The organism is Marinobacter sp. V34, assembly GCF_055524115.1.
This window is the reverse complement of sequence record NZ_JBUPZY010000008.1, coordinates 1-25,480: the sequence shown is the minus strand read 5'-3', so window position 1 is coordinate 25,480 and position 25,480 is coordinate 1. Positions and strand designations below refer to the sequence as shown.

The 25,480-nt window shown below is 57.9% G+C and carries 20 protein-coding genes; 9 read left to right on the top strand and 11 right to left on the bottom strand.

Annotated elements, in window-relative coordinates; translation table 11 throughout:
• Positions 1-7: 7 nt before the first annotated feature.
• The 11 genes from AC0B60_RS13755 to AC0B60_RS13705 all read right to left on the bottom strand — a co-directional run bounded on the left by AC0B60_RS13755 (position 8) and on the right by AC0B60_RS13705 (position 14,717).
• Entirely contained in the window at positions 8-1,432 is a 1,425-nt protein-coding gene (locus tag AC0B60_RS13755) for an alginate O-acetyltransferase AlgX-related protein (RefSeq protein ID WP_465086391.1), read from the bottom strand.
• On the bottom strand, positions 1,429-2,082 hold the full coding sequence (locus tag AC0B60_RS13750; protein ID WP_465086389.1) for an alginate O-acetyltransferase AlgF: 654 nt from the start codon (positions 2,080-2,082) through the stop codon (positions 1,429-1,431). The genes AC0B60_RS13755 and AC0B60_RS13750 overlap by 4 nt, the downstream gene beginning before the upstream one ends.
• An 11-nt stretch (positions 2,083-2,093) precedes the next feature.
• On the bottom strand, positions 2,094-3,245 hold the full coding sequence (locus AC0B60_RS13745) for an alginate O-acetyltransferase (RefSeq protein ID WP_465086388.1): 1,152 nt from the start codon (positions 3,243-3,245) through the stop codon (positions 2,094-2,096).
• Positions 3,246-3,256: 11 nt separating this feature from the next.
• On the bottom strand, positions 3,257-4,675 hold the full coding sequence (locus AC0B60_RS13740; RefSeq protein WP_465086387.1) for an MBOAT family O-acyltransferase: 1,419 nt from the start codon (positions 4,673-4,675) through the stop codon (positions 3,257-3,259).
• 1 nt (position 4,676) lies between these two features.
• Positions 4,677-6,269 carry a NosD domain-containing protein gene (locus tag AC0B60_RS13735; protein WP_465086386.1) on the bottom strand — a complete coding sequence of 531 codons (1,593 nt, stop codon included), beginning with the start codon at positions 6,267-6,269 and terminating at the stop codon, positions 4,677-4,679.
• 9 nt (positions 6,270-6,278) lie between these two features.
• Positions 6,279-7,724 (bottom strand): alginate export family protein, encoded by a 1,446-nt coding sequence (locus AC0B60_RS13730; protein ID WP_465086385.1) that lies wholly within the window; start codon positions 7,722-7,724, stop codon positions 6,279-6,281.
• A 5-nt stretch (positions 7,725-7,729) separates the two neighbouring features.
• Positions 7,730-9,106 (bottom strand): tetratricopeptide repeat protein, encoded by a 1,377-nt coding sequence (locus tag AC0B60_RS13725; protein WP_465086384.1) that lies wholly within the window; start codon positions 9,104-9,106, stop codon positions 7,730-7,732.
• Between the two features lie 14 nt (positions 9,107-9,120).
• Positions 9,121-10,290: an alginate biosynthesis protein Alg44 gene (locus AC0B60_RS13720; RefSeq protein WP_465086383.1), complete on the bottom strand. Its 1,170-nt coding sequence runs from the start codon at positions 10,288-10,290 to the stop codon at positions 9,121-9,123.
• 63 nt (positions 10,291-10,353) lie between these two features.
• Positions 10,354-11,838 carry a glycosyltransferase family 2 protein gene (locus AC0B60_RS13715; protein WP_421841501.1) on the bottom strand — a complete coding sequence of 495 codons (1,485 nt, stop codon included), beginning with the start codon at positions 11,836-11,838 and terminating at the stop codon, positions 10,354-10,356.
• Between the two features lie 93 nt (positions 11,839-11,931).
• The gene (locus tag AC0B60_RS13710; RefSeq protein WP_465086382.1) at positions 11,932-13,242 is read right to left on the bottom strand and encodes a nucleotide sugar dehydrogenase; all 1,311 of its coding nucleotides are present in this window, start codon (positions 13,240-13,242) and stop codon (positions 11,932-11,934) included.
• 713 nt (positions 13,243-13,955) lie between these two features.
• A complete protein-coding gene (locus AC0B60_RS13705; RefSeq protein WP_465086381.1) occupies positions 13,956-14,717 on the bottom strand; it encodes an SDR family NAD(P)-dependent oxidoreductase in 762 nt (253 codons plus the stop codon).
• A 102-nt stretch (positions 14,718-14,819) separates the two neighbouring features.
• On the opposite strand from AC0B60_RS13705, the gene AC0B60_RS13700 reads away from it, so the two are divergent.
• The 9 genes from AC0B60_RS13700 (at position 14,820) to AC0B60_RS13660 (ending at position 25,249) form a co-directional block, all read left to right on the top strand.
• Positions 14,820-15,266 carry a MerR family transcriptional regulator gene (locus AC0B60_RS13700; protein ID WP_465086380.1) on the top strand — a complete coding sequence of 149 codons (447 nt, stop codon included), beginning with the start codon at positions 14,820-14,822 and terminating at the stop codon, positions 15,264-15,266.
• 25 nt (positions 15,267-15,291) lie between these two features.
• A complete protein-coding gene (locus AC0B60_RS13695) occupies positions 15,292-16,458 on the top strand; it encodes an isovaleryl-CoA dehydrogenase (protein WP_465086379.1) in 1,167 nt (388 codons plus the stop codon).
• Between the two features lie 198 nt (positions 16,459-16,656).
• Entirely contained in the window at positions 16,657-18,264 is a 1,608-nt protein-coding gene (locus AC0B60_RS13690) for a carboxyl transferase domain-containing protein (RefSeq protein ID WP_465086378.1), read from the top strand.
• 14 nt (positions 18,265-18,278) lie between these two features.
• Positions 18,279-19,082: an enoyl-CoA hydratase-related protein gene (locus AC0B60_RS13685; RefSeq protein ID WP_465086377.1), complete on the top strand. Its 804-nt coding sequence runs from the start codon at positions 18,279-18,281 to the stop codon at positions 19,080-19,082.
• 5 nt (positions 19,083-19,087) lie between these two features.
• Positions 19,088-21,088 carry an acetyl/propionyl/methylcrotonyl-CoA carboxylase subunit alpha gene (locus tag AC0B60_RS13680; RefSeq protein ID WP_465086376.1) on the top strand — a complete coding sequence of 667 codons (2,001 nt, stop codon included), beginning with the start codon at positions 19,088-19,090 and terminating at the stop codon, positions 21,086-21,088.
• Complete coding sequence (locus tag AC0B60_RS13675) at positions 21,088-21,996, top strand: hydroxymethylglutaryl-CoA lyase (protein WP_465086375.1); 909 nt, start codon at positions 21,088-21,090, stop codon at positions 21,994-21,996. Before AC0B60_RS13680 ends, AC0B60_RS13675 begins: the two co-directional genes overlap by 1 nt.
• Positions 21,993-22,571: a peroxidase-related enzyme gene (locus AC0B60_RS13670; RefSeq protein WP_465086374.1), complete on the top strand. Its 579-nt coding sequence runs from the start codon at positions 21,993-21,995 to the stop codon at positions 22,569-22,571. Before AC0B60_RS13675 ends, AC0B60_RS13670 begins: the two co-directional genes overlap by 4 nt.
• Positions 22,572-22,635: 64 nt before the next feature.
• Positions 22,636-24,318 (top strand): AMP-binding protein, encoded by a 1,683-nt coding sequence (locus tag AC0B60_RS13665; protein WP_465086599.1) that lies wholly within the window; start codon positions 22,636-22,638, stop codon positions 24,316-24,318.
• A 271-nt stretch (positions 24,319-24,589) separates the two neighbouring features.
• Entirely contained in the window at positions 24,590-25,249 is a 660-nt protein-coding gene (locus AC0B60_RS13660) for a hypothetical protein (protein ID WP_465086373.1), read from the top strand.
• Positions 25,250-25,480: the final 231 nt, after the last annotated feature.

The window sequence follows — 25,480 nt, the reverse complement described above, 5'->3', positions numbered from 1 at the left end:
ATGTGCGTCAGATGTCCTGACGGCGACAGATTTTCGTGGTCACCGTTAAGCCGTCCGTGACCTGCTCCGGTTTCAGAGCGAGGTCCAGCGACATGAACTGCTCATCGTTCCAGTTCGGCCCTTCGGGGAGCTCGAAGACAAACCGGCCGGGGGTTTCAACCCGGTCGCCGTACTCCATATCCACACGGTCCTTACGCCCGAACACGTACCAGATGAAAGCATCAACCTCTTTCACCCCCGGGTCGCTGAACTGCAGGTCGACAACGTATTCGTTGCTGTGCATTTCGATGAACTGCCCACCGCCGTTGTAGAGCACCTCAGTAGTTCCGGCCTTGACCGGGGTAGTTTTCTGAAGCACCGGCTCCTGGCTCTCACAGGCACCACTGATCATCGGCGTGACCTGTCGATAGAACTCCGCGCTGTCGAGATTGTGGTACCCCGGAACCTCCCAGATCATGATTTTGGGTGGCGACTCCCGGAAGTTGTCGGAAAGCAGGTACTCGTACATCGAGCCGTCGTAGCTGCCGCCGGCGACCGCAACGTTGAGCACCTCGACACCCAGGAACTCCTGCAGCGCACCGACAAAGTTGTAATCCTGGGCGCCCTTACTGTTACTGGTGCCCACCAGGGTGATGGGCGGCAATTCCTGATCGCCAAACAGAGAGCTGGCTTCAGCGGATTGGCCGGTACCGGAGGATTCGGTCCGAAACTCGTCCACGTACTGCGAGCCGTACTCGAAGCCGCATATCCGTTTTACCGCGTCCTGAAGCGACCCGTCCTTGCGAATCAAACCGGATCGACGAGTCACGAATTCCTGCTGCGACAGCGACTGATAGGCCGGCATCTCCTTGATACGCTCCGCCACGACTTCCGCGGTGCGACGCGCACCATACGGCGTCCAATGGTGATCCCGTTTAAAGAAAAAGGCGTCTTCACGTGTCTCTTCGTCCAGAAGCGGCGTCAAATCCGGAACCACCAGCCCTGCCTGACGAAAACGCATCAACGCGTCCGCGTAGTTTTTACGGGCCACGTTCCAACTGAACGGTACCGGCGATGTCGCGGGCAGATGATTGGGATGGACCAGGCCTTTTGTAGGCTGGAACACCATCACCAATTCGGTACCGGTGGTTTCCTTCAGGTGCTTGGCAAAGCGCTTCAGGTGTTTCAGGCCTTCCAGATTCGGCCCGAACTGCTCCACCAGCTCCGCTTCCGAACGGAACAGCCAGCCGTCTTTGCCCTGGACCAGCATCTTGAAATTCTTCAGATAACCGGTGTCGTAGCTGGATGGGTATGCCGTGAGTGGGCACAGGTCGCAACAACGTTCGATGTTGTATTCAGGCAGCTCGGCGGCGCTGGCGTTTACGCCCGCGACACTGAGCAGCCCGAGCGCAACCAGCGCCCATAATCCACGGCCTCTGAACACCTGCTTCATACCGATGTGTCCACTCGGTTTTCAGCGACAACCAGCCTGGGTTCGCCACCCACATCAATCGCAAACACGCTGAATACCTTGCCGCGCTGTAGGTTCACCTCACTCGTGGTGGCCAGCGCTTTGTCACTCTGAAAAGCGCCCAGCGCGATGCTGACGGCGTTGATCTCGCGATTGGCCACATCCAGGGAGCCCACGGCATCAATCACGGCTACCTTGCCGTCGGACGTTTTCAGAGTGACCCCGCCATTGCTGGTCAGGTTATAGAATGAAAGCAGCGCCTTGCGAGGGTTGTCGAAGGCGACATCCTTGATCACTTTCATCTCACCGGAATCCAGCACAACCAGGGTATAGAACGCGTTCTTTTTCATGTCGATGGATGTCTGCTGGCCGGCAACGTCCACCTGGTAGTTACCTTCAGGAAGGTAGATGTAAGGGCTCGCTTCCAACGGCGACACTTCCTTGATCACCTTGTCGCCCAGAGAGGCGCGGGCGATGGCGCCGCTGGCATCCGCGTTTACCACGCGAATAAAGGCCGCGCCGTCCGGTGCCTCCGCGGCATAAAGCGCGTCCTCGCCGGCCTGGGCCATGTTCATGGAGACCAGCAAACTGCTGATCAGGGCAAAAAAAGCGGTATGCATCAGTGCTCTCATTTTCATCATCCTCAGGGGTTGGTTTCAGAACGGCTATCCGCGTGCGCGGTCAGCGTTTTGTCAGCCCGGCGGAACCACGCCTGGGCCTGTTCAGACTCCAGTGGTTGCGCCAGGTAGCGCTCGGGAAACTCCCAGATCACCAATTGCGGCGGTTGATCCCGGAAGTCAGAAGAATTCAGGTAATCGATCATGGGTACGATGGGTCCGTCGCCTTCTTCGGCCACGTTTATCAGGTCCTGGCCAAGGTGCTTTCGCAAGGCGCCGGGGAAGTCCCACTGCTCGTTGGCGCTGTAACTCGTACCAACCAGCACGGTGTTGGTGGCGTCATCGCCAAACAAGGCGCCGGCATTCGCCTGGCCGTCGTTTTGAGCGTGCGTCGTTCTTGGTTCCAGTTGGTCAGGCGCCGGACCGAAGTCGGTAAACGCCGGTTCCACCGGAATGTAATTGAGCAAGTCACCCCGGTGCTGGACCGGTTGGCCAACGGACGTCACAAAGCTCTGCTTGCCCCAGGACAGGCCATTGAAGCGATCGCGGATGAACTCCGCAGCGCCTTCCGCGTAGAGGTTTGCGCCGTTCGGCGACCAGTGGGTGTCGGTTCTCAGGAACACCGATTCGCCGTGACGCTGCGCCTGCTCCAATAGAGGTTTAAGTTCCGGCGCTGGAATGCCCGCCGTTGCCAGCGACTGCTGGAACCGGTCGTACAGCGACATCATCACCGGCTCGGGCTGCGTGCTGCCCAGCTTGTCCGAATAGACTCTCGCCTTGGCTGGCACCACCAGCACAACCAGTGGAACGCCCTCGGCCAGCAGGTGGTCGGCGACGCGCTGAACACGACTCAGATTACGGTCGACCACCTGCCCGTCACGGCTGGCCGGGTAGATTTCCTCATCGGTAAACAGCCATTCGTCCTGGCCTACGACAACGCCCTGCCGACCCTCGTCAAAGAGCGTGTAATTGATCGCCGCCCAGAGGTTGGTGCCCAGATCCTTGGCCGGAAACTGATCGTCATAGTGGCTTTCCAGATTACGGGCCAACTCGCCGTTGACCGGACTCAGCCCTTTATCAGCCTGGTAACCCAACAGGGGCCGCACGGACAGAACACCCAGAACCAGTACCAGTGCAATGAAGAGAAAAGCCGTGATTCGTGCAGACGTTTTGGTCATCAAATCCACCCTCAGAACTGGAAGTACAGGAACGGTGAGAAACTCTCGGCAGACAGCTTCAACACGGCGAGCGCAAACACCGGAACCAGTAACGGCGCAGCGGCAGACCGCCAGCCGGACACGATGGGGCCAACGTCGCGATGCCCGAGCCGGTCCTTCAGCCCCATCATCGCGATCACACCGTAAGCCACCACCAGGATCACCAGATTCAGGTCCCGAATGCCCTGGACAAAGACATCACTCAGGCCGGCACCGTCGAAGCTGAACATGGCACCGTAAAAGCCAAAGGCCTCGGTTAACGTGCTCGCCCGGAAGGTAACCCAGCCCAGCATCACGAACAGGAAGGTCAGCGCCCACCGGAAAAACCGGAACCCGGACGGGCTGCCCGACACGCCCAGTGCCCGCTCAAGCGACAGCAACAGTCCGTGCCAGGCGCCCCACAACAGGAACGTCCAGTTGGCGCCATGCCAGAGCCCACCCAACAACATGGTGAGCAGCAGATTGCGATAGGTTTTCACGGTGCTGTTGCGGTTACCGCCCAGGGGGATGTACAGGTAGTCCCGCAGCCAGGTAGACAAGCTGATGTGCCAACGGCGCCAAAACTCGGTAATGCTCTGACTGATGTAGGGCTGGTTGAAGTTCTCGTTAAACCGGAACCCCATCATCAGGCCCAGGCCGATGGCCATGTCGGAGTACCCGGAAAAGTCGAAATACAACTGCGCGGTGTACGCCAGTATGCCCAGCCAGGCATCCGCTGTACTGGGATCAGACAGGGCAAAGGCACTGTCCGCCAGCGGCGCTATCGAATCGGCGATGAAGACTTTCTTGATGAAGCCCTGCATGAACCTGAACGCGCCCTCACCAAACTTTTCCATGGTGTGAGTGCGGTAGGTGAATTGATCCGCCAGGTCCTTGTAACGCAGCACCGGCCCGGCAATAAGCTGCGGGAACAGCGCAATGAACGCCGCAAAATCGATAAACCGCCGGGTCGGTTCTGTATCCCCTCGATACACATCCACCACATAAGAAATCGCCTGGAAGATGTAGAAGGAAATCCCGATCGGCAGAATGATGCTCGCCATTTCCAGCGGCTGACTGCCGGCACTGACCAACAGGTCATTCAGGCTGTCGACGCCGAAATTAGCGTATTTAAAGTAAGCGAGTGTCGCCAGGTCACCCCCGACACCCACAGCAACCCACTTGCGGGCGTTTGCGGTGCCAACACCCGCGCGGTGTATTGCCAGACCGACGAAATAGTTCCAGAAGGTTACGGCTACGAACAACAGCAGGAAATCCACCCGCCACCAGGCATAGAACGCGTAACTGCCGATCAGGATAACCAGTGAGCGGTGCCTGAACGGCGTCAGGTAATATAGCCCCAGAAACGCGGGCAGGAACAGAAACAGGAAGATATTGGATGAAAAAACCATGTCAGTTCTCCGCCTGCGTGACCTGGCCCGATACGACGGCCGCGGGCTCTATAAACACCGCACGCCCCTGGTTCCGTAGTGCGTCAAAAATCTGCATCTGGTATTTGCCAAGCACACCCTCGAAATGAATACCCACATCCGATCTGGGGAATCGCATGCCGACATCATAAATCGCGATGTAAGCAGGGTTATCCGTCGACAGGGGGCCGCTGGCATTCGACGCCAGTTCACCGCCCACCACGTTCATCGACACTTCGTAGGAGTAAAAATCTTCTTTGAAATTACGGTCGGTGGCAGACAGGTCTTTCAGCTGGCCAAAAATTCCCCAGGTGCCGTTAAGCACCGCAACGTTGTGGTATACATTCACATTGCTGCTGTTTCTTACCCGGATACCATTGCGCAGATTGTTCATCAGCCGGTTGCCCCAGAGCAGGTTGTCTGGTGACTCGTAGAGCCCGATACCGTCACCCTGGTTGTCATAGGACACGTTGTTGGCCACAACGTTGTTGCTGCTCTGGCGGTCCAGCACGATGCCGGACAGGCCGTTGTCATAGCTACGGTTGCCAACAATCCAGCTGTTATTCACTTCGCGGGAAATAATGATTCCATGTTTCTCACGAGTGCCATAAACCTCGTTGTTGGCAATAAGCAGGCGGCTGGAATAGTCATGGGGGTCGATGCCGTACACGATGTTATTGCGGTAGACGTTATCGACGATGGCAACGTCTTCCGCCTCGTAGCAGTAAAACCCGTAGTAGAGATCCTCGAAAGTGGACTCCACCAGCCAGGCATGAGGCGCGCTGCGCTGCAGCCTGGCATTGTCGTATTCCGAGTACTGGGCCACGGTAAAGCCATAGGATTTACTCTGGAGGTAACCCAGGTTTGCCATGGTGGTGCCGAGAATAAAGTTCTCGCTACCGCCCCAGCCCACATAAAACGGACGGAAGTTACCTTTCTTCTCGAAGGTTGCCGGGCCATTGGCCTCTTCGCGCCACCCGATAATCTTGCTGTCAATCGCAAACAGCCAGCCGTCGTTGGCAATAAACGAACCGCGTTCCTCCGACAGCCGCAGTGTCTCGTCGCGCAGAACCAGCGTGGCGTCCTGTTTGACCGCCAGCGGCAAACGAATGATGTAAGTACCATCGCCGGTGCGTTCCATGTAGCGACGATCATTCACCTGCTTATAGACATCCTCCAGCGTCACCTTCCCGCTGTTAACCAGAATCGCCTGGGGATGTGAAAACTGACGGATCACCCACTCGCGCGCCCGCCCTTCGTCCACGAAATCCCCCAGTGCACTGACCCCGCCCATACGTTCCACTGTGACGTTCGGCGCGGTATCCGGCTGGCCGGCAAGCTTTGCTTCAATGGCGTCACGGCTATAGCCCGACACATCCGGAATCTCAGGCTCAGGCAGATACAGCTCCTCTCCGGACTTGATCTCGATGCCATAGTCTTCCACCAAGGGCGCAATCGCCGGCGGCGCATTGACCACCCTGCCATCATCGGCGCTGGCTGCAGCTAGCGTATCCGGCGGCACGATGAACGCAGTTATAAGCAGGCAAAAAGCCCATCGGGTTTCCAGGGTTTTCATGAACTCTCCTCAGAACCGCTTCGACACGTCTACAACTACCCGATGCCTGGCGTCATCTGCGTCCTCGCCGTAGGCATCCCCTGGCATGAACACGCCACCACGCAAACGGACATCAAACGCCGCCCAGGAGGTTGAAGCACTGTCGCCGTAGTAGCCCAAGACCAGATCCACTGATTGGCCCAGGTCATCACTGCTGCCGGTAAAGCCCGGCTCGACCAGGTCGGAGTGCACGGCGCCGTTTTCATCACTCAGCCAGTAACGGTGATACAGCAGGTTGGCGTCCCAGGTGTCGCGGTCAGACAATGCGGTATAGAAGGTCAAGACCCGGATATTGCTCCACTCCGGCTGAATGGCTTCACCAAACCGCGGAACCTGGGAGCGGGTACCGGTAAACCGCGAGCGGTTGCTTTCCAGGCTGGTTTGCCGGAAGGCATCACTTTCGCCCGACTCACCACCACCGGATGCAATGGCACCGTGAGCGCCGACAACCCAGCGGGGCGTATCCAGCAACTGGGCACGCGCGCCCAGGTCCGCCGCCCACCCGGAAACATCGCGTTCACGATCGCTGAAGCCACTGGGCGCACTGGGGTCGGCGCCGACTACAGTCTCGTTGCCGTTCACGGCCGCGACCGAAGCGAAGTACTGGAACGCATCGTGGGAGTGCCAATCAAAATAACTCCGGTCCGCCTGAAGGGCCGTCCAGGTCAGCGAATCCGTGAAACCGTCATCCAGCGTCTGGCCTCGCGATGCGTACTCTTCAGCCTGATCGCCGTAGCCCTGGCCATGGGTCACCAGGAAGCCAAGGTAGTGCCCTTTCCGCCATTGCCAGCGTGTGTGGGCAAAAAAGCGAGCAATGTCCTGCTCTTCATCCTGAAGTTCGTTGTTGTCGGTTCGCAGCTCCGCGACCTTCTGGGCAACGCCCACCGTGGTGTCGAGCAACGACGTGTTGAAGATCCAGCGTGTGAGGGTGATATCGTCGTCCCACCACATGCCGCTGTTTTCCTTCAGGCGCTCACGGCCAAAGCGAATCGACTCTCCGGGATAGTCGCTCAGGCCGTTGTAATCCAGCCAGGCTTCCCTGAGTGCAAAAAAGCCGTCGGTGGTAGTCGTGCCGCCGATCTCGTCGCTGACGTCCACCTGGCCGGTTGCGCCAAACGCCTGCAGGCGCACTTTTGAGCGCCAGTGCGGAGACAGCTGCCAGACCCATTCGGGTTTGATGTCAAGCCCGGCCTCGTTGGACTTGGTCTCACCATTGGGACCCAGCCCAAGACGGCGATCGCCTTCGCTGATAAAGCTCAGCTTGGATTTCACGTTCTGCTCAACCAGCCGTGGGTAACTCTGGTTCGCTTCAGCTTCTGCCGTTGACTGCGCCACAGCGGGCGCCGCACCCAGTGAAGCCAGGCAACTGACAGAGAGTGCGAGGCGAGTTAATCGATCGTTCGTTATAAGCTGCATTGAGCTTATCCTCCTTGTTTCGTGGTCGTTGCCGGGCCTGAGGTGCCTCCGGCGATCATCTGTCGCCGCGCGGCACGTTCCTGTCTGTACAGGGCCTCAGCTCTCTTTTCGGTGTGCTTTGGTAGCGACAGAACCATATCCACCATCAGTTCTTTGGCACGCTCAACACCGCCCTCCACGGCCAGCAATGCGAAACTCCAGGCATAGACACGGTTCACCTCAATGCCTTTTGCCTCCCAGTAGAGTTCGGCGAGGGCGTAATCCGCCTTTGGAAAGCCTCGGCGTGCCGCCGTCAGAAGATGCTGTTTCGCCTTTTCGGGATCTGGCTCACCGAGGTAGCCACGCTTGTAGATGCGCCCGAGCAGGTATTCCGCGGACGGGTACTTTTCGCGCGCTTCCATGGCGTACTGGATCGCTTTTTTCGGATCGGTCGGCACAATGCGGCCTCGCTCATAGGCCCGGGCCAGTGACAGCGACGCTTTCAGGTCACCGTTGGCTCGCGCCTCCCGAAGCATCTCAATGACCACCTCAGGCTCGGCGAGGTAGTTGTTCTCCATGATCAGCTTGGCGCGCGCCGTCAGGGCGGGCACGTAATCGGGCGTCAACATCAGGTAGAGTTCGTTGGTGGCGGCCACCTGCTTTTGCGGGGTTTCATCGTCCGACAACCACCGCGCGAACAGGTACAGATCGCGATCTTCGATACTGCCCTGCTCCCAGGCCTGCTTGGCCCGGTCGACAAGCGCCTTCAGATCCTCACTTCGGCCGTCAACCAGATACACTCTGGCGAGCAGTTGGAAGCACTCCGGCTGAGCCTCTGCAATCGGTGCACACAGGCCTTCAACCTCGTCCGTGTGGCTGTCGAACTGGCCCGTCAGAAGATAGTAACGGGCCAGCGCCACGTCGCCTTTCGGGTCGCCGGCGGCGCGGGCTTGCTGAATCAGCTCACGCGGTTTGGCATTGGGAAACTCTTTGGGAAAATGGATGTACAGGTTGATCAGCGGGATCAACGCCGTCTTATCACCTTCCGCAAGCGCTTTGCGCAGGTAACGGGCGCCATTGGCCCGCTGCTCCGGGGTTTTCCCTTCCCGCGCATTCATCTTGCCTATCCGGATGGCGGCCCGGTCACTGCCCTGCTCCGCGGCCTTGCGGTACCAGTCCAGCGCCTGCTGGCGTGCTTCCGGTGTATCCTGCGCGCCGTAGAGATCCCCGAGCTCCACCTGGGCATCCGCCAGGCCAAACTTCGCCAGTTTTTCCAACTGCGCCCGGGCTTCCTTCACGTTGCCTTCGGCCGCGGCCTTCTCTGCCCGCTGAATGTCAGGCAGGTTGCCGCAACCAGACAGCACCAGGGTGAACAGACCGGTAATGCACGCTACTCGCATCATGCTCCGCAACTCCCTCAACCTTCCGAAAACCGTTCAACAACTTTCTGCAGGCTCGGCATCCGGTACTGATCGACCCTGACACCAATCGGGCGTCCGATGGCTTCAATCGGCAGCGGTTCGGCAGATTCGATAGACGCACTGATAACATCAATCAGCCCGCCCTGAGCCTGGGAGTTCACATACAGCGAGGTAATCTTCCCGGTCTGTTCCTGGCCATTGGGAAGCCGCAATATCACCTGTTGCCCTTCTTCCAGCTTTTCCCCCTGGTCAAACGGGAAGTTGGCAACAACGTGGGCGGACGAGTCCATGGGCGCCATAACCGCAAGCTGCTCACCCTTGCTCATGTACTGATCTTCCGCCGGCCTCATGTTCACCACCTTGCAGTCGCAGGGGCTGGTGATCGTTCCCCGAACCCGCTGGTCCAGCAATTCCTCGATCTGGCCGACGCTGTAGCTGCCCTCGCCAACCAGGTCGTTCACATAAGACATCATCGGCGCGTCAAAGGTGGCGACAGCTTCGCCCGCCTTAACCTGCTGCCCGGGCTTGACCAGTGTTGTAACCTTGGCGTCTTTGGGAATGCGTAAAGGAATCTGTTCTGATGCCACCATGGCGGACTCCGCCTTGGTCACGAAGTAGATATCCCAGAGTTCAGAGACAACGAAGCTGATCGCCGTAAGGCCGATAACCATCACGATCAGGCTTCCAACCATGGCCCGGAGCTTGCCGAAGAACCCAAGGTCATTGCTGCCCTTGCTTTTGCGGGCTTTGGTGAAGTTCTCTCGGGACAAGGTATTGAGAACATCCCCTGCCGAAATAACCTCCCCACTCAGGAAGGCGGTGATGAGATATCGCAGCACCGACACCTCGCGTGCGCCAAGGTCATGGAACTGACACCCGCAGCGATCATTCATCGAATCAAAACTGCGCGGCACGAAGTTCACGTCGACGGCAAAATCGAAACCGTCGACCTTGAATATCAACCGGCCGTTGTATAACCGGCCCTGACGGAATGATTCCAGACCGGTGTTCACACTGAACCCGCCGGCCGATAAATCAGCCACCGGAAACTTGTGGGTTGTGCCGTCGATGCTCACAAACAACTTGGCCGGAATTCGTACCCGGGCATACTGTCGCTGAGCTTCGGATTCATGGACAAATTGCGGTGCAACTGCTGCCGTATTCATTGCTCTGGCCCTTGTGTTTTCTTCATTCGATGATTGGTGTACATGGAAAAATCTCCGTTTTCGCTATACCAGCTTCATGACCAACGCCAGGAAGACACTGGCCGCAGAAAAGGTCATCACCCGTGACGACCAGCGGTTCATGCGTTGCTGGAACGAAGCGTTGTTGGCGCTGAATCGGGTTTTTTGACGTGTCCACGACTGTCGATCGAGCCGGAAAAAGACATAGATTTTCACCAGCGACCCGAAAATCTGGTTGAAATACAGAATGCACGGATAGGCTGGCCCGACTGAATGCCCGGTGGTGATGAGCAGCAGGGTCAGCAGCAAACGGGTAAGTCCGATCCACAACAGGTAGGCCACCAGCACAATGCCGGAGTACTTGATGGCTGCGACAATAGCGGCTGTCAGCCCGAGGATGCTGGTCCACATCGAAATGCGCTGGTCGAACAGGATGTACCAGGTGAACCAGCCTAGGCGCCGGGGGCCGAGCTTGGTCGCACGGGAGTTCTGACGCAGCGAGTTGCCGTACCAGCGAAACATGAGCTGACGGGCAGAACGGATGAAACTGGGATCCGGCGGGTGTTCGACCGTGCGAATGGTCGCGTCTGGCACGTAGAATGTGTCGTAACCCAGGCGCATCATGCTGAACCAGCTGGACTTGTCGTCGCCGGTCAGAAAACGGAATTCACCAAGCCGCCAATGCTTCAGGGAGTCGTACTCCACGTCACTGATGAACTCCGGGCGCGTAACCACGCTGGCGCGGAATACCGACATCCGGCCCGTGAGGGTCAGAACGCGATACGACAGCCCCATCGAACACATATTCATGTGCCGCTGGGCAAACCTCAGCTTGTGCCACTCCGACATCAGATAACTGCCGCGCACCTCGCAAAACTCGTTGGTGGTCAGCGCGCCAATGTTTGGCATCAACCGGAAGTAGGGTGCGGTTTTACGCACCACGCCCGGTTCCAGCACGGTATCGCCGTCCACCACGGCCACCACGGCATTCTCGTCAGGCAGGTCCCGCGAAATAGCGCGGAAGCCGTACGCCAACCCATCCCGCTTACCGGTCCCCGGAATGCGCACAATCTTGAGTTTAATGTGGCCAGGCGGGTCCAGCTTGCGCCACATTGTCCGCATCAGCATTTCATCGGAAAGCTCGACCACCGAGGCCACCACCGTCGTTGGCCAGCCACATTCAACCGCTTCCCGGATAATCGAGTCGTACACCATGGCGGTGGTGCCGGCATCGATACGGAAACTGGTCACCATCAGATAAACATGGGAGGGAGCGGCATCATCGCCCAACGCCAGTGCCCGGCGCCGAATCCCCGGAAATGCCCACTTAAGGAAATACATCGCACGCAGAAAGTGGGTAAATCCAACGGAGTACCGCCAGATACCAATCACCCCGATGACCAGAAGGAAGTGGGCGCCGCCCCTCACCGTATAGGTGGTGGGCAGAGAGATCGCCAACGCTCCGAGTACGGAGAGAAAAAGCAACCAACCGCCTGTTCTGGACACTGTGTTGTCTGAGATATAAGACATGCCGTCCGTTCCTGAAATAACATTCCGTGCGTTTTCTGAGCGTGACGCCCCGCCCCACCAGGGCATCAAAGCGTCACGCATGGAGGTGAAGGCCTACCAGCAGATACCTTCCAGCACCTCGGTACTTGTGGTCTTCATGAACCCCACAAGATCGATCACCCGCTTGCCGTCAGGCACTTCAGAAATCACCGTTTCGAAGAGCTCGTCATTGTTGCCGACCACGATCACGTCCGCGTGATCAATCACGCCGCGCAAATCGCTGTGCATCAGGTTCGAAAGGTGCGGAATTTTCTGGTTGATGTACTCGCGGTTGGCGCCGTGGGTTCGGGCGTAATCCACATTGCGGTCGAAAATCTGCAGGTCATAGCCCTTGCCGATCAGCATCTCAGCCAACTCCACCAGCGGGCTTTCCCGCAGATCGTCGGTGTTGGACTTGAAGCTCAGGCCCAGCATGCTCACCTTGCGGCAGCCATAGCCGGTGAGAATCTTGAACGCGTGGGCAACCTGCTCATTGTTGCTGCTCATGATGGAACTCAGCAGCGGGTGCTTCACGTCCATTTGATTGGCCCGATAGGTCAGTGCCCGCACGTCTTTTGGCAGGCATGAGCCACCGAAGGCGAAACCAGGGCGCATGTAATAGCGTGAGATGTTCAGCTTCTTGTCCTGGCAGACAACGTCCATGACATCGCGGCCGTCCACGCCCATCGACTTGGCAATATTACCGATCTCGTTGGCGAAGCTGACTTTGGTCGCGTGCCAGATATTGCAGGTGTACTTGATCATCTCCGCCACCTCGATGGGCTTGCGGATGATCGGCGCATCCAGGTCTTCATAGATCCGCGCCAGGAACTCGCCCGACCGCTCGTCAAGCTCACCAATGACCGTCATCGGAGGGTGGTCATAATCCTTGATCGCCGTGCTTTCACGAAGGAATTCGGGGTTCACACACACACCGAAATCGACGCCGGCGCGTTTTCCCGACGCTTTCTCCAGAGCAGGGATGACCACGTCACGAACCGTTCCCGGCAGGACCGTGCTGCGAACCGCTACCAGGTGCCAGTCACCCTTGTCCTTCAGGGCATTACCGATGTCGCTACACACTTTCTCGACAAACTGCAGATCAAGGTTGCCATTCGGCTTGCTGGGCGTGCCCACGCAGATCATCGACAGCTCACTCTCTTGAACCGCGATGTGACCGTCGGTAACGCCGTTGATGAATCCATTCTCGCGCCCGCTCCGGAGCAGCTCCTCCAGCCCCGGCTCCACAATGGGAGACCTGCCGCTGTTGATCAGATCAATTTTGATGGGCGACACATCCACACCGACCACGTGATGCCCCCGCTGGGCCAGACTGGCGGTACACACCGCCCCGACATAGCCCAAACCAAAAATACTGACTCGCATATCCTTTACTCCCCTGACTGTCATCCAGCGACTCCCGCCCGGAAGCCACCATGAATCCAACGACTGACTACTGGTTGACTGGCGACACTCAAAAGGCTCTGTACGGCAACCCCGCAACCGGAAAAGAGGTTCTTTTTTGAACTTTTCCCTGATACCGATGTCTGCTTACGAACAGGCAAGCTCAACAAAAAACGTTGGCCCGATACGCCTTTTGAGTATCCAGTTTGAGTTGGGAGAACACGAAGACGTACAAATCACCGGCAAGCGATCCACGTCGTCCACAGCGTTCCAACAGCCAGAAAGCTATCGTAAAGAAACGTTAAATGCCTGTTACGAAAAGATAATTCCGAGTACAGATAGGGGATACATGTCTCTTTTTTCGGTGTGCATTAACTGAATACAGACAAAACCTAGTCGCCTGAGAACGCAGAAAAAATGAGAAAGGAGATCTTTAGGTCATGCACCTATAAGGCGCAAATTAGAGGAAGGAATGCATTTTTCTATTTCGTAATCGCAAAAAAACAAAAATCGATATTATAAAATCGAATCAAACGCGATTTTTTCGTATGGAACCCATTTGAGCACCCCGTCGTTATACAGGGTCGTATCGAGAAAAATACGGCTCAAAGACAGTGAAACTCAGCCGATCACCGACTGAGCTCCACCACTGAACCTCACCAAAGAGACAAGATTCGTGTCAGCGCACCGCTCGTTTATTTCGGTGCCATGCGCAGTGCACAGTCCAGGCGAATAACCTCACCGTTGAGGATCGGGTTGCGCACCATCTGGTCCACCAGCATGCCAAACTCTTCGGCCTTGCCCAATCGCTTGGGGAAAGGCAGCGTGGCAGCGAGGCTATCCTGCACTTCCTGCGGCATGCCCGCCATCATCGGCGTCATAAAGATCCCCGGAGCAATGGTGTTAACCCGAATCCCTTCACGGGCAAGCTCGCGGGCGGCCTGAAGTGTCAGCGACACCACGCCACCTTTTGAAGCACTGTAGGCTGCCTGGCCAATCTGCCCCTCGTACGCCGCCACAGACGCCGTATTGATAATGACGCCCCTTTCGCCATCCGCATTGGGCTCCCGCTGAGCCATATCGGCCGCGGCGAGACGCAGGATGTTGAAGGAACCAATCAGGTTAACCTGAACCACCTTGCTGAATGCTTCAAGGGGCATCACACCCTCCCGACCAAGGATCTTTGCGGCCGGAGCAATGCCCGCACAACTAACCGCCACACCACAAGGACCATGAGCTTTACGAGCTTCGCTAAACGCGGCTTCTGCACTTTCAGAAGACGTCACATCGCAGTATATAAAGACGCCTCCAATGTCTTCCGCCACTTTTCTGCCCTGCTCCTCCTGCACATCCAGAATCGCCACACGGCACCCAGCTGCAGCCAGGGCACGGGCTGACCCCTCGCCCAAGCCCGATGCACCGCCTGTTACAATCGCTGCCACATTTTTGAATTCCATTATTCGCTCCTGTTTCACATATCTGTTGGTTGAAATTGGACCTTAAAAATACTTTACGTTTACGTAAACTTTATCTAACCTAAGTCTAAAAAGGAAATCTCTATGGACATCAAGAAAACTTACAGCATCAGCGAGCTGGCCAAAGAGTTCGACGTGACTACACGGAGCGTACGCTTCTATGAAGATCAGGGTCTACTGCACCCCACCCGGCGCGGCCAGACCCGAATCTTCAGCTCGAAGGATCGAGTGCGGCTAAAGCTGATCCTCCGGGGCAAACGCATGGGCTTTTCCCTGGGGGAAACCAAAGAGCTTTTTGACCTGTGGGACGAAACCCTCAGCGGCAACGAGAAACAGCTCCTGCTGATGCTGGACACCCTGGCCCGTAAACGGGCGCAACTGGAGCAACAGAAGAACGACATTGCCCAGGCGGAAATGGAAATGGACACCGCAGAAGCAAGATGCCGCGAGGCCCTTGCTGACCTGCAAAAGCGAAAGCGTAAACAGACGAAGGCCACCACCAAAGAGCCTGAGTCGATAGAACAGAAATAACGGGAACATCAAAAGGTAGCCAACAATGAAATCACAATACTCAGAGTTCAACTTCGGCCTCGGCGAAACCCTGGACATGCTCCGCGAGCAGATCAACGGCTTCGCCGCCAGTGAAATCGCCCCCCGCGCCGAAGACATCGACCGCGACAACCTGTTCCCCAACGATCTGTGGAAAAAGTTCGGTGACATGGGCCTGCTGGGTATTACCGTCGACGAAGCCTACGGCGGCTCCGGCATGGGCTACCTCGCACACGTGATCGCGATGGAAGAAATCAGCCGCGCGTCTGCTTCCGTGGGCCTGTCCTACGGCGCGCACTCCAACCTGTGCGTCAACCAGATCAACCGCAACGGCTCCGACGAGCAGAAGGCAAAGTATCTGCCCAAACTCATCAGCGGTGAACACATCGGCGCCCTGGCCATGTCCGAACCCAACGCCGGTTCCGACGTCGTGTCCATGAAACTGTCCGCCAAAGACGCCGGCGACCACTACGTGCTCAACGGCAGCAAAATGTGGATCACCAACGGCCCGGATGCCAACGTCTACGTCATCTACGCCAAAACCGACCCGGCCGCCGGCCCACGCGGCATCACCGCCTTTATTGTGGAACGCGACACCCCGGGATTCAGCCAGGCCCAGAAGCTCGACAAACTCGGCATGCGCGGTTCCAACACCTGTGAGCTGGTGTTCGAAGACGCCAAGGTGCCCAAGGAAAACGTCATGGGCGGCGAAGGCAACGGCGCCAAAGTGCTGATGAGCGGCCTCGACTACGAACGCCTCGTCCTCTCCGGCGGCCCGCTTGGCATCATGCAAGCCGCCATGGACGCTGTGGTTCCGTACATCCGCGAGCGTAAGCAATTCGGCCAGGCCATCGGTGAGTTCGAACTGGTACAGGGCAAAGTCGCGGACATGTACACCTGGATGAACACCGCCAAATCCTACGTCTACATGGTCGCCATGTCCGCCGATCGCGGCAACACCACGAGAAAAGACGCCGCCGGCGCCATCCTCTACTCCGCCGAAATGGCCACCAAGCTGGCGCTGGACGCCATCCAGTTGCTCGGCGGTAACGGCTACATCAACGAATACCCGACAGGCCGTCTGTTGCGCGATGCCAAGCTGTACGAAATCGGCGCTGGCACGTCCGAGATCCGCCGGATGCTGATCGGCCGTGAGCTGTACCTGAACAACTGATCAAGCAGCTCAGAGCCACTGGTCCTCATAGCTTTAAAGAGGCCAGCACCCAAAGTATGACGAGGGACTGGCGGGGTGTCTTTCCGGGAATGTCTCCGGCCATGGATGGCCGGAGTCAAGCGCACATGGATGTGCTCGTAGCGTGTCCCGGAAAGACACCCCGCCAGTCCCGAAGCCCCGTAACTCGAGGCCAGGAAAATGACGATACTCCAAAGCAAAGTGAACCCAAGGTCCGAAGAATTCCAGGCCAACCAGGAATCCATGGCCAAAGCCGTGGCCGACCTGCGGGACAAAGTGACCACCATCCAGCAAGGCGGCGGCCCCTCCTACCAGGAACGCCACATCGCCCGCGGCAAACTCCTGCCCCGGGAGCGCATCAACCGCCTGCTGGACGACGGAAGTCCCTTCCTGGAAATCGGCCAGTTCGCCGCCTACAACGTCTACGACGAAGAAGTCCCCGCTGCGGGTGTTGTCGCCGGCGTCGGCCGCGTCTCCGGCACCGAATGCATGATCATCGCCAACGACGCCACCGTTAAAGGCGGCAGCTACTACCCGTTGACCGTCAAAAAACACCTCCGCGCCCAGGAAATCGCCCTGCAGAACCGCCTGCCCTGCATCTACCTGGTCGACTCCGGCGGTGCCAACCTGCCACGGCAGGACGACGTCTTCCCGGACCGCGACCACTTCGGCCGCATCTTCTACAACCAGGCCCGCATGTCTGCCGACGACATCCCACAGATTGCCGTCGTCATGGGCCTGTGCACCGCCGGCGGTGCCTACGTACCCGCCATGGCCGACGAATCCATCATCGTGCGCAACCAGGGCACCATCTTCCTGGCCGGCCCGCCACTGGTCAAAGCCGCCACCGGTGAAGTCGTCAGTGCCGAAGACCTTGGCGGCGCCGACGTGCACTGCAAAACCTCCGGTGTCGCCGACCATTACGCGGAGAACGACGCCCACGCACTGGAAATCGCCCGGCGCTGCATCTCCAACCTCAACCGCCGCAAACCGACGGACGTGGAGATTCGCAAACCCAAGGCACCGCTGTTCAATGCCGAGGAAATCTACGGCATTGTTGGCACCGACCTGCGCAAACAGTTCGACGTGCGTGATGTTATTGCCCGCATCGTCGACGGCTCCGAATTCGACGAATTCAAACGCTACTACGGCCAGACACTGGTGACCGGCTTTGCCCATATCCACGGCTACCCGGTGGGCATCATCGCCAACAACGGCATCCTGTTCAGCGAATCCGCCCAGAAAGGCGCCCACTTTATTGAACTGTGCTGCCAGCGCAATATTCCATTGTTGTTCCTGCAGAACATCACCGGCTTCATGGTAGGTCAGAAGCACGAGTCCGAAGGCATCGCCAAACACGGCGCCAAAATGGTCATGGCCGTGGCCTGTGCCGAAGTGCCCAAGATCACCGTACTGATCGGCGGCAGCTTTGGTGCTGGCAACTACGGCATGTGCGGCCGCGCCTACAGCCCGGATTTCCTGTGGATGTGGCCCAATGCCCGCATCTCCGTGATGGGCGGCGAACAGGCCGCTGGCGTGCTCGCCACCGTCAAACGTGAAGGCATGGAGCGTAAAGGCCAGGAATGGAGTGCCGATGAGGAAGCTGACTTCAAGAAGCCCATCGTCGACTCCTACGAACACCAGGGCCACCCCTACTACGCCAGCGCCCGCCTGTGGGACGACGGCGTGATCGACCCGGCCCAGACCCGGGAAGTGGTCGCCCTCAGCCTGTCCGCCACCCTTAACCGCCCGGCCAAGCCAACACGCTTCGGCGTGTTCCGGATGTAATCGGGGAGACTGACATGACAGACAACGAATCTGCCGTTCTAATCAACCGCCGCAGCGACGGTGTGACGGACGTCGTGCTGAACCGTCCGGACAAACGCAACGCCTTCGACGACGTGATCATCCAGCAACTGATCACCGCGCTGGAGAACGTCGACGCCGACGACAACACCAGCATCGTGATCCTGCGCTCCGAAGGCAAACACTTCTCGGCCGGGGCCGACCTTGGCTGGATGCGCCGCATGGCGGACAACACCCGCCAGGAAAACCTCGACGATTCGCGGGAGCTGGCACGGCTGATGAACGTGCTCAACCACCTGTCGAAGCCAGTCATCGGACTGGTTCAGGGAGCCGCCTTCGGTGGTGCGGTTGGCCTTGCCGCCTGCTGCGACATCGTGCTCGCCACGGAAAAATCCAGCTTCTGTCTGAGTGAAGTCAAACTCGGCCTGATACCGGCCGTGATCAGCCCCTACGTGGTGCGTGCCATCAGTGAACGCCAGGCCCGCCGCTACTTCCTGTCCGCTGAAGTATTTACAGCAAGACAGGCCCAGGAATACGGACTGGTGCACATCGTCTGTGACGATGTCGAGGCCATGGACGCACGCTGCAACGAGATGCTGCAGCAACTGGCTCTCAACGGCCCTGAAGCCATGAAGGCGGCCAAAGACCTCGTGTTTGCCGTCAGCCACAAGCCGATCAACGCCGATGTGATCGACGATACCGCACAACGCATTGCCGACATCCGGGTGGGTGCCGAAGGGCAGGAGGGGCTTGGTGCCTTCCTGAACAAACGCAAGGCCAACTGGGTTCCGGAGGAATAACAACCATGTTCAGCAAAATTCTGATCGCCAACCGGGGCGAAATCGCCTGCCGGATCATACAGACCGCCCACCGCATGGGCATTCGAGTGGTCGCCGTCTATTCCGATGCCGACGCCGACGCTCGCCATGTCGCTATGGCCGACGAAGCCTTCAACATCGGCCCGGCCGCCAGCTCCGAGAGTTACCTGAAAGCCGACACCATCATCGAGGTGGCTAAAGAAAGCGGCGCCCAGGCGGTTCATCCGGGCTACGGGTTCCTCTCCGAGAACACCCAGTTCGCCGAAGCCTGCGAAGCCAACAATATCGTATTTATCGGCCCACCCTCCTCGGCCATTGCGGCCATGGGCTCCAAGTCCGCGGCCAAAGCCATCATGGAGAAGGCCGGCGTACCTCTGGTGCCGGGTTACCACGGCGACGACCAGTCCCCGGACACCCTTCGCAAGGAAGCCGAAAAGTGCGGCTTCCCGCTGCTGCTGAAAGCCGTCGCCGGCGGTGGTGGTAAGGGCATGCGCGTGGTCGAGCGTATGGAAGACTTTGACGACGCCCTGGCCGCCGCCAAGCGGGAATCGAAGAACGCCTTCGGCAACCCGGACATGCTCATCGAGCGCTACCTGACCCAGCCGCGCCACGTGGAAATCCAAGTGTTCTGCGACAAGAGCGGCAAAGGCGTCTATCTGGCCGAACGGGACTGCTCCGTGCAGCGCCGCCACCAGAAAGTACTGGAAGAAGCCCCGGCCCCCGGCCTGAGCGAAGACACCCGCAAAGCCATGGGTGAAGCTGCAGTCAAAGCCGCCCAGGCCATCGATTACGTCGGTGCCGGCACCGTGGAATTCCTCTACGACGTGGACGGTTCCTTCTTCTTCATGGAGATGAACACCCGCCTGCAGGTGGAGCACCCGGTCACCGAAATGGTCACCGGCCAGGATTTGGTGGAATGGCAGTTAAAAGTGGCCTGGGGCGATGCCCTGCCACTGGAGCAATCCCAGGTGAAAACCCGCGGCCACGCCCTGGAAGCGCGTATTTACGCCGAAGACCCGGACCAGGACTTCCTGCCCGCCACCGGCAACCTGCGCTACCTGAGTACGCCTGATGAAAGCGCGCATGTGCGGGTGGATACCGGCGTCACCGAAGGCGACGACATCAGCATCCACTACGACCCGATGATCGCCAAGCTCATCGTGTGGGACGAAACCCGCGACCAGGCCATCAACCGCATGGTCCAGGCCCTGGAGCACTATCGCATCGCCGGGGTGAAAACCAACATTCGCTTCCTGCACGCCCTGGCTGACGCCCAGCCGTTCCGGGAAGCGAATCTGACCACCGGGTTTATCGACGACCATCGCGAGCTGCTGTTTCCGAAGTCACGGCTCGATACCCACAAGGCCCTGGTACTGGCTGCCGGCTTCGTGCTGGAACAGCGCAAGTCCCGGGAAGTGATCAGCACCGACCCCTGGTCGCCGTTCGGCCGCCAGAACAGCTGGCGCATGAACTCCGAATACGCCCAGCCCCTGCAGCTGCAAGTGGGTGAGGACATTCACGAACTCAAGGTACTGGAGCGGGACGACCGCTATCAGGTGTTTGTGGGCGACAGTGTCTACAACCTGACGGCGAAGCTGGACGACGACTACCTGCAGGCGGTCATCAACGGCCACCGCATCAGCGTTCACGGCAACCTGCACAACGACCAACTGGTGCTCTTCTACGAAGGCGACACCTTCCAGTGCATTCTGTACCGGGAAACCTACGGCTTCGAGGAAATGGCTGGTGAAGGCAGCTTGGCCGCGCCCATGAACGGTGCCATCGTGGCGGTACAGACCAAGGTGGGCGACACGGTGACCGCCGGCCAGAGCCTGGTAATCATGGAAGCCATGAAGATGGAACACGCCATCAAGGCCCCGGCCGACGGCGTGGTCACCGACATCTTCTTCGCCGAAGGCGACCAGGTCTCCGAAGGCGCCGAACTGATCGCCATCGACGTTACCGACGGCGAGGAGGAGGCAAGCTAATGGCCTTTCCACAGCAGGTAAGACTGGTAGAAATGAGCCCCCGAGACGGCCTTCAGAACGAACCCGGCGCGGTGATCGATACCGCCATCAAAACGGGCCTGATTGACCGACTGGCCGACTGTGGCCTCAACCACATCGAATCCGCCAGCTTCGTATCCCCGAAATGGGTGCCACAGATGGGCGACGCTGCGGAGGTGATGGCCGGTATCCAACGCAAAGCCGGCGTGCGTTACTCCGTGCTAACCCCCAACCTCAGGGGCTTCGAAAACGCCCTGGCGGCCGGGGTGGACGAAGTGGCCGTGTTTGGCGCTGCGTCGGAATCGTTCAGCCAGAAGAACATCAACTGCTCCATCGCCGAAAGCCTGGAACGCTTTCTGCCCGTGATGGAAGCGGCCAAGCAATACCATATCCCGGTACGCGGCTACGTCTCCACCGTGCTCGGCTGTCCCTACGAAGGCGATATCGCCCCGGAACAGGTGGCCAAAGTCGCCAAGGCCCTGGCCGAACTCGGCTGCTACGAAATCTCCCTCGGCGACACCATCGGCGTAGGCACTCCGCTGAAAGCCAAACGCATGCTCGAAGCCGTGGCCGCCGAAGTGCCGATTGAAAAGCTCGCCGCCCACTTCCACGACACCTACGGCCAGGCACTGGCCAATCTGTACGCCGTGCTGGAAGAAGGCGTTTCGGTGATTGATGCGTCCGTCGCCGGCCTCGGTGGCTGTCCCTACGCCAAGGGTGCCTCCGGCAACGTTGCCACAGAAGACGTGCTATACCTTCTGAACGGATTGGGCATCAAAACCGGCGTCGACCTGAACAAACTGGTCACCACCGGCGAGTGGATCAGCGAACAACTCAAACGCCACAACGGCTCAAAAGTCGGCCAAGCGCTCGGAGGAAACTGTCAATGAGCCATCATAAAAACGTCGTCGCCCTGGATCTCCCAATCCCCGAGATCAAGGACATGCCGGAAGACACCCAAAAGTACTTCCAGATCTGCCAGGAAAAACTCGGCATGATCCCTAACGTACTGACGGCCTACAGCCAGAACCTGAAGCAGCTCGAAGGCTTTACCCGCCTCTATAACGAGCTAATGCTCGGCGAAGGCGAACTCAGCAAACTTGAGCGGGAAATGGTCGCTGTTGTCGTGTCCTCCGAGAACAAGTGTTTCTACTGCCTGGTCGCCCACGGCGCCGCCGTGCGGGTACTGAGCGGCGACCCCACGCTGGGCGAACATATGGTGATGAACTACCGCAGCGCCAAACTCGACAAGCGTCAGCGCGCCATGCTCGATTTTGCGTCGCACCTCACCCGCTCCCCGGCCACCGTTACCGAAGAGCACACCCAGGCCCTGCGGGATGCCGGCCTCAGCGACAGCGGCATCTGGGACCTGAGCAACCTGATTGGTTTCTACAACATGTCCAATCGCGTGGCCATCGCCAGCGATATGCAACCGAACCCTGAATATCACAACCAGAGCCGCTAGCAGGCTGATTCAAACCTGCTGCTTGCCCTCGACGACAAAAACAATGGAGGCAGACACCATGAGCATGACTCTTCCCAGCTACACCAGCGGTACCTCCGAAGTACCCCTGCTGGGCATGACCATCGGCGCAATGCTCGACCGCACCGCTGAGAAATACCCCGACACTGAGGCCCTCGTTGCCCTGCATCAGGACATCCGCTGGACCTACAAAGAGTTCGTGGAAAAGGTCAACGAAGCCGCCCGCGCCTTCATGGCCATCGGCGTCAAACGTGGCGACCGCGTAGGCATCTGGTCACCCAACCGTTACGAGTGGACCGTTACCCAATTTGCCACGGCCAAAGTCGGCGCCATCCTGGTAAACATCAACCCGGCCTACGGCGTACACGAACTGGACTACGCCATGAACCTGGCCGGCATCTCCGTACTGGTCACTGCCGATAGCTTCAAGGCCTCTGACTACCGCAAGATGGTCTACGAACTGGCTCCGGAACTAAAAGCCAGCGCCCCCGGCAAACTCAAGGCCCAGAAAGTACCCGAGCTGCGCGCGGTCGTGAACCTGGACAAGCGCAAACACGACGGCATGTGGACCTGGGCCGAGTTCATCGGCTTCACCAGCGACGTCAGCCAGGAAGAACTGGACAAAGTGCAGGGCCAGCTGCAGTTCGATGACCCCATCAACATCCAGTTCACCTCCGGCACCACCGGCAACCCCAAGGGCGCGACCCTCACCCACCACAACATCCTCAACAACGGATACTTTGTGGCGGAGAGCCAACTGCTCACCGAGAAAGACCGCCTGGTGATTCCCGTGCCCCTGTACCACTGCTTCGGCATGGTGATGGGCAACCTGGGCTGCATCACCCACGGCGCCACCATGATCTACCCGGGTGAAGGCTTCGAGCCCAAATCCGTACTGCAGGCAGTGCACCAGGAAAAAGCCACCGCCCTGTACGGCGTGCCCACCATGTTCATCGCCGAACTGGCCGAGCCGGATTTCGAAACCTACGACCTGTCTACCCTGCGCACCGGCATCATGGCCGGGTCCATCTGCCCGGCGGAGGTGATGAAGAAGGTCAACGGCAAGATGAATATGAAAGAAGTTCAGATCGCCTACGGCATGACCGAAACCAGCCCTGTATCCACCCAGACCAGCTCCCTTGACCCGTTCGAGAAACAGGTCACCACTGTGGGCCGCACCCAGCCCCATCTGGAAACCAAGATCGTCGACCCCGGCAACGGCAACGTGGTTCCGCGCGGTGAAATCGGCGAGCTGTGCACCCGTGGCTACAGCGTGATGCTGAAGTACTGGAACAACGACGAGAAAACCACCGAAGCCATCGACGACGCCGGCTGGATGCACACCGGCGACCTGGCCACCATGGACGAAGACGGCTACATACAGATTGTTGGCCGCATCAAAGACATGGTGATCCGCGGTGGCGAGAACATCTACCCGAAAGAAATCGAGGAATTCCTCTACACCCACCCCGCCATCGAGGAAGTGCAGGTCACCGGCATCCCCGATGACAAATACGGCGAAGAACTCATCGCCTGGATAAAGCTGAACCCGGATGCTGACCCCGTCACCGGCGACGAGCTGCGGGAATTTTGCAAAGGCAAAATTGCCCATTTCAAGATCCCCAGGAACTACAAGTTCGTGGATGAATTCCCGATGACGGTCACTGGGAAGATCCAGAAGTTCAAGATGCGGGAGATTTCTATTGAGGAGATGGGGTTGAAGAAGTAACGCCCCTCCTCCCGTCCGTTCCTACCTCAGACCCCAGCCATGTGCTGGGGTTTGTGCTTTGTGTAGGCTGCGTATACGCTCTTGGATAAATGGGAATCAGGCGACGCGCTTCGTTATTACAGGCGTTTTGGGCTCGGTCTTTTCAAGCCTATGATTTAAAATCCATTTTAGACCTTAGCTTGTAAGTTGGGGCGTGATAATGAAGCGGTCAAATTTCCGCAATCACTGATACGTCGGTCTAACTGCTGTTATGTTCCTCAGGGAGTTTAGAGTGGATCCAAAAATTATAGCTGTACTAATTGGAATAATAGGTGCGCTGCTAGGCGTTTACCTTAAAGAGTACGTTCAGGCTCAAAATCAAAAACGTAGAGCTGTAAAAATATTAAAATCAAACTTATTGCTGTTCATGGATAAAGTTAATGAGAATGAGCCACTAGGCAAGATATTAATGGCTGGCAGCATTCTCGATGATCGTCATCTCAAATCTTTAAAGTCTGGCGATGATACCAAGTACAAAGAAATGCTTTCACAACTCGAGAGTATTCAAGAGCACTCCAAAACAGATGAGCTACTTACAAACCAAGATATAGATGAACTGTGCCACAGAATAAAGTCCTACTCGGAAAAAGAGATGGAAATAATTTACGAAGAAATAGATAGAATCAGAGAAGACATAGATCACGGCAACTACATTCTAGGAAATAATGATATCAAAGCTCTCGACTCGCATATGGTTTCCAGAGTTTTGCAAGTAAAACGTTCTATTAACGATATCTTTGCAACAATCAAATTAATTCTAGCTGCCATTTACGAGCGCAATGAAATTGATTACGAGTTCTTGAAATCGCAGGGATTAAGCGCTGTAAAAGAATCTGTATTCGCTTGTCGTCACGTGCTGCCATTGCTAAAAATCTGTAATGATAAAATTTGAACAAATAAAACGTAACCAGTGCATCTTGCCGGACTTGGGTAAACTGTCACCTTTTGTGCAAAAATACGCACAAAAGCCGCCACTTCACCCAAGCCGCAAATGCAGGCGTTGAGGCTGTAGAAAAACTCCGAATCGTGCCCCGGTTTTGCTAGGATCAGGCAAACGGACAAGGAGTCGTCAGATGCCCAAAGCCAAGCCCCGCTTCAAGCCCTACAACCCCGACCAGAACGC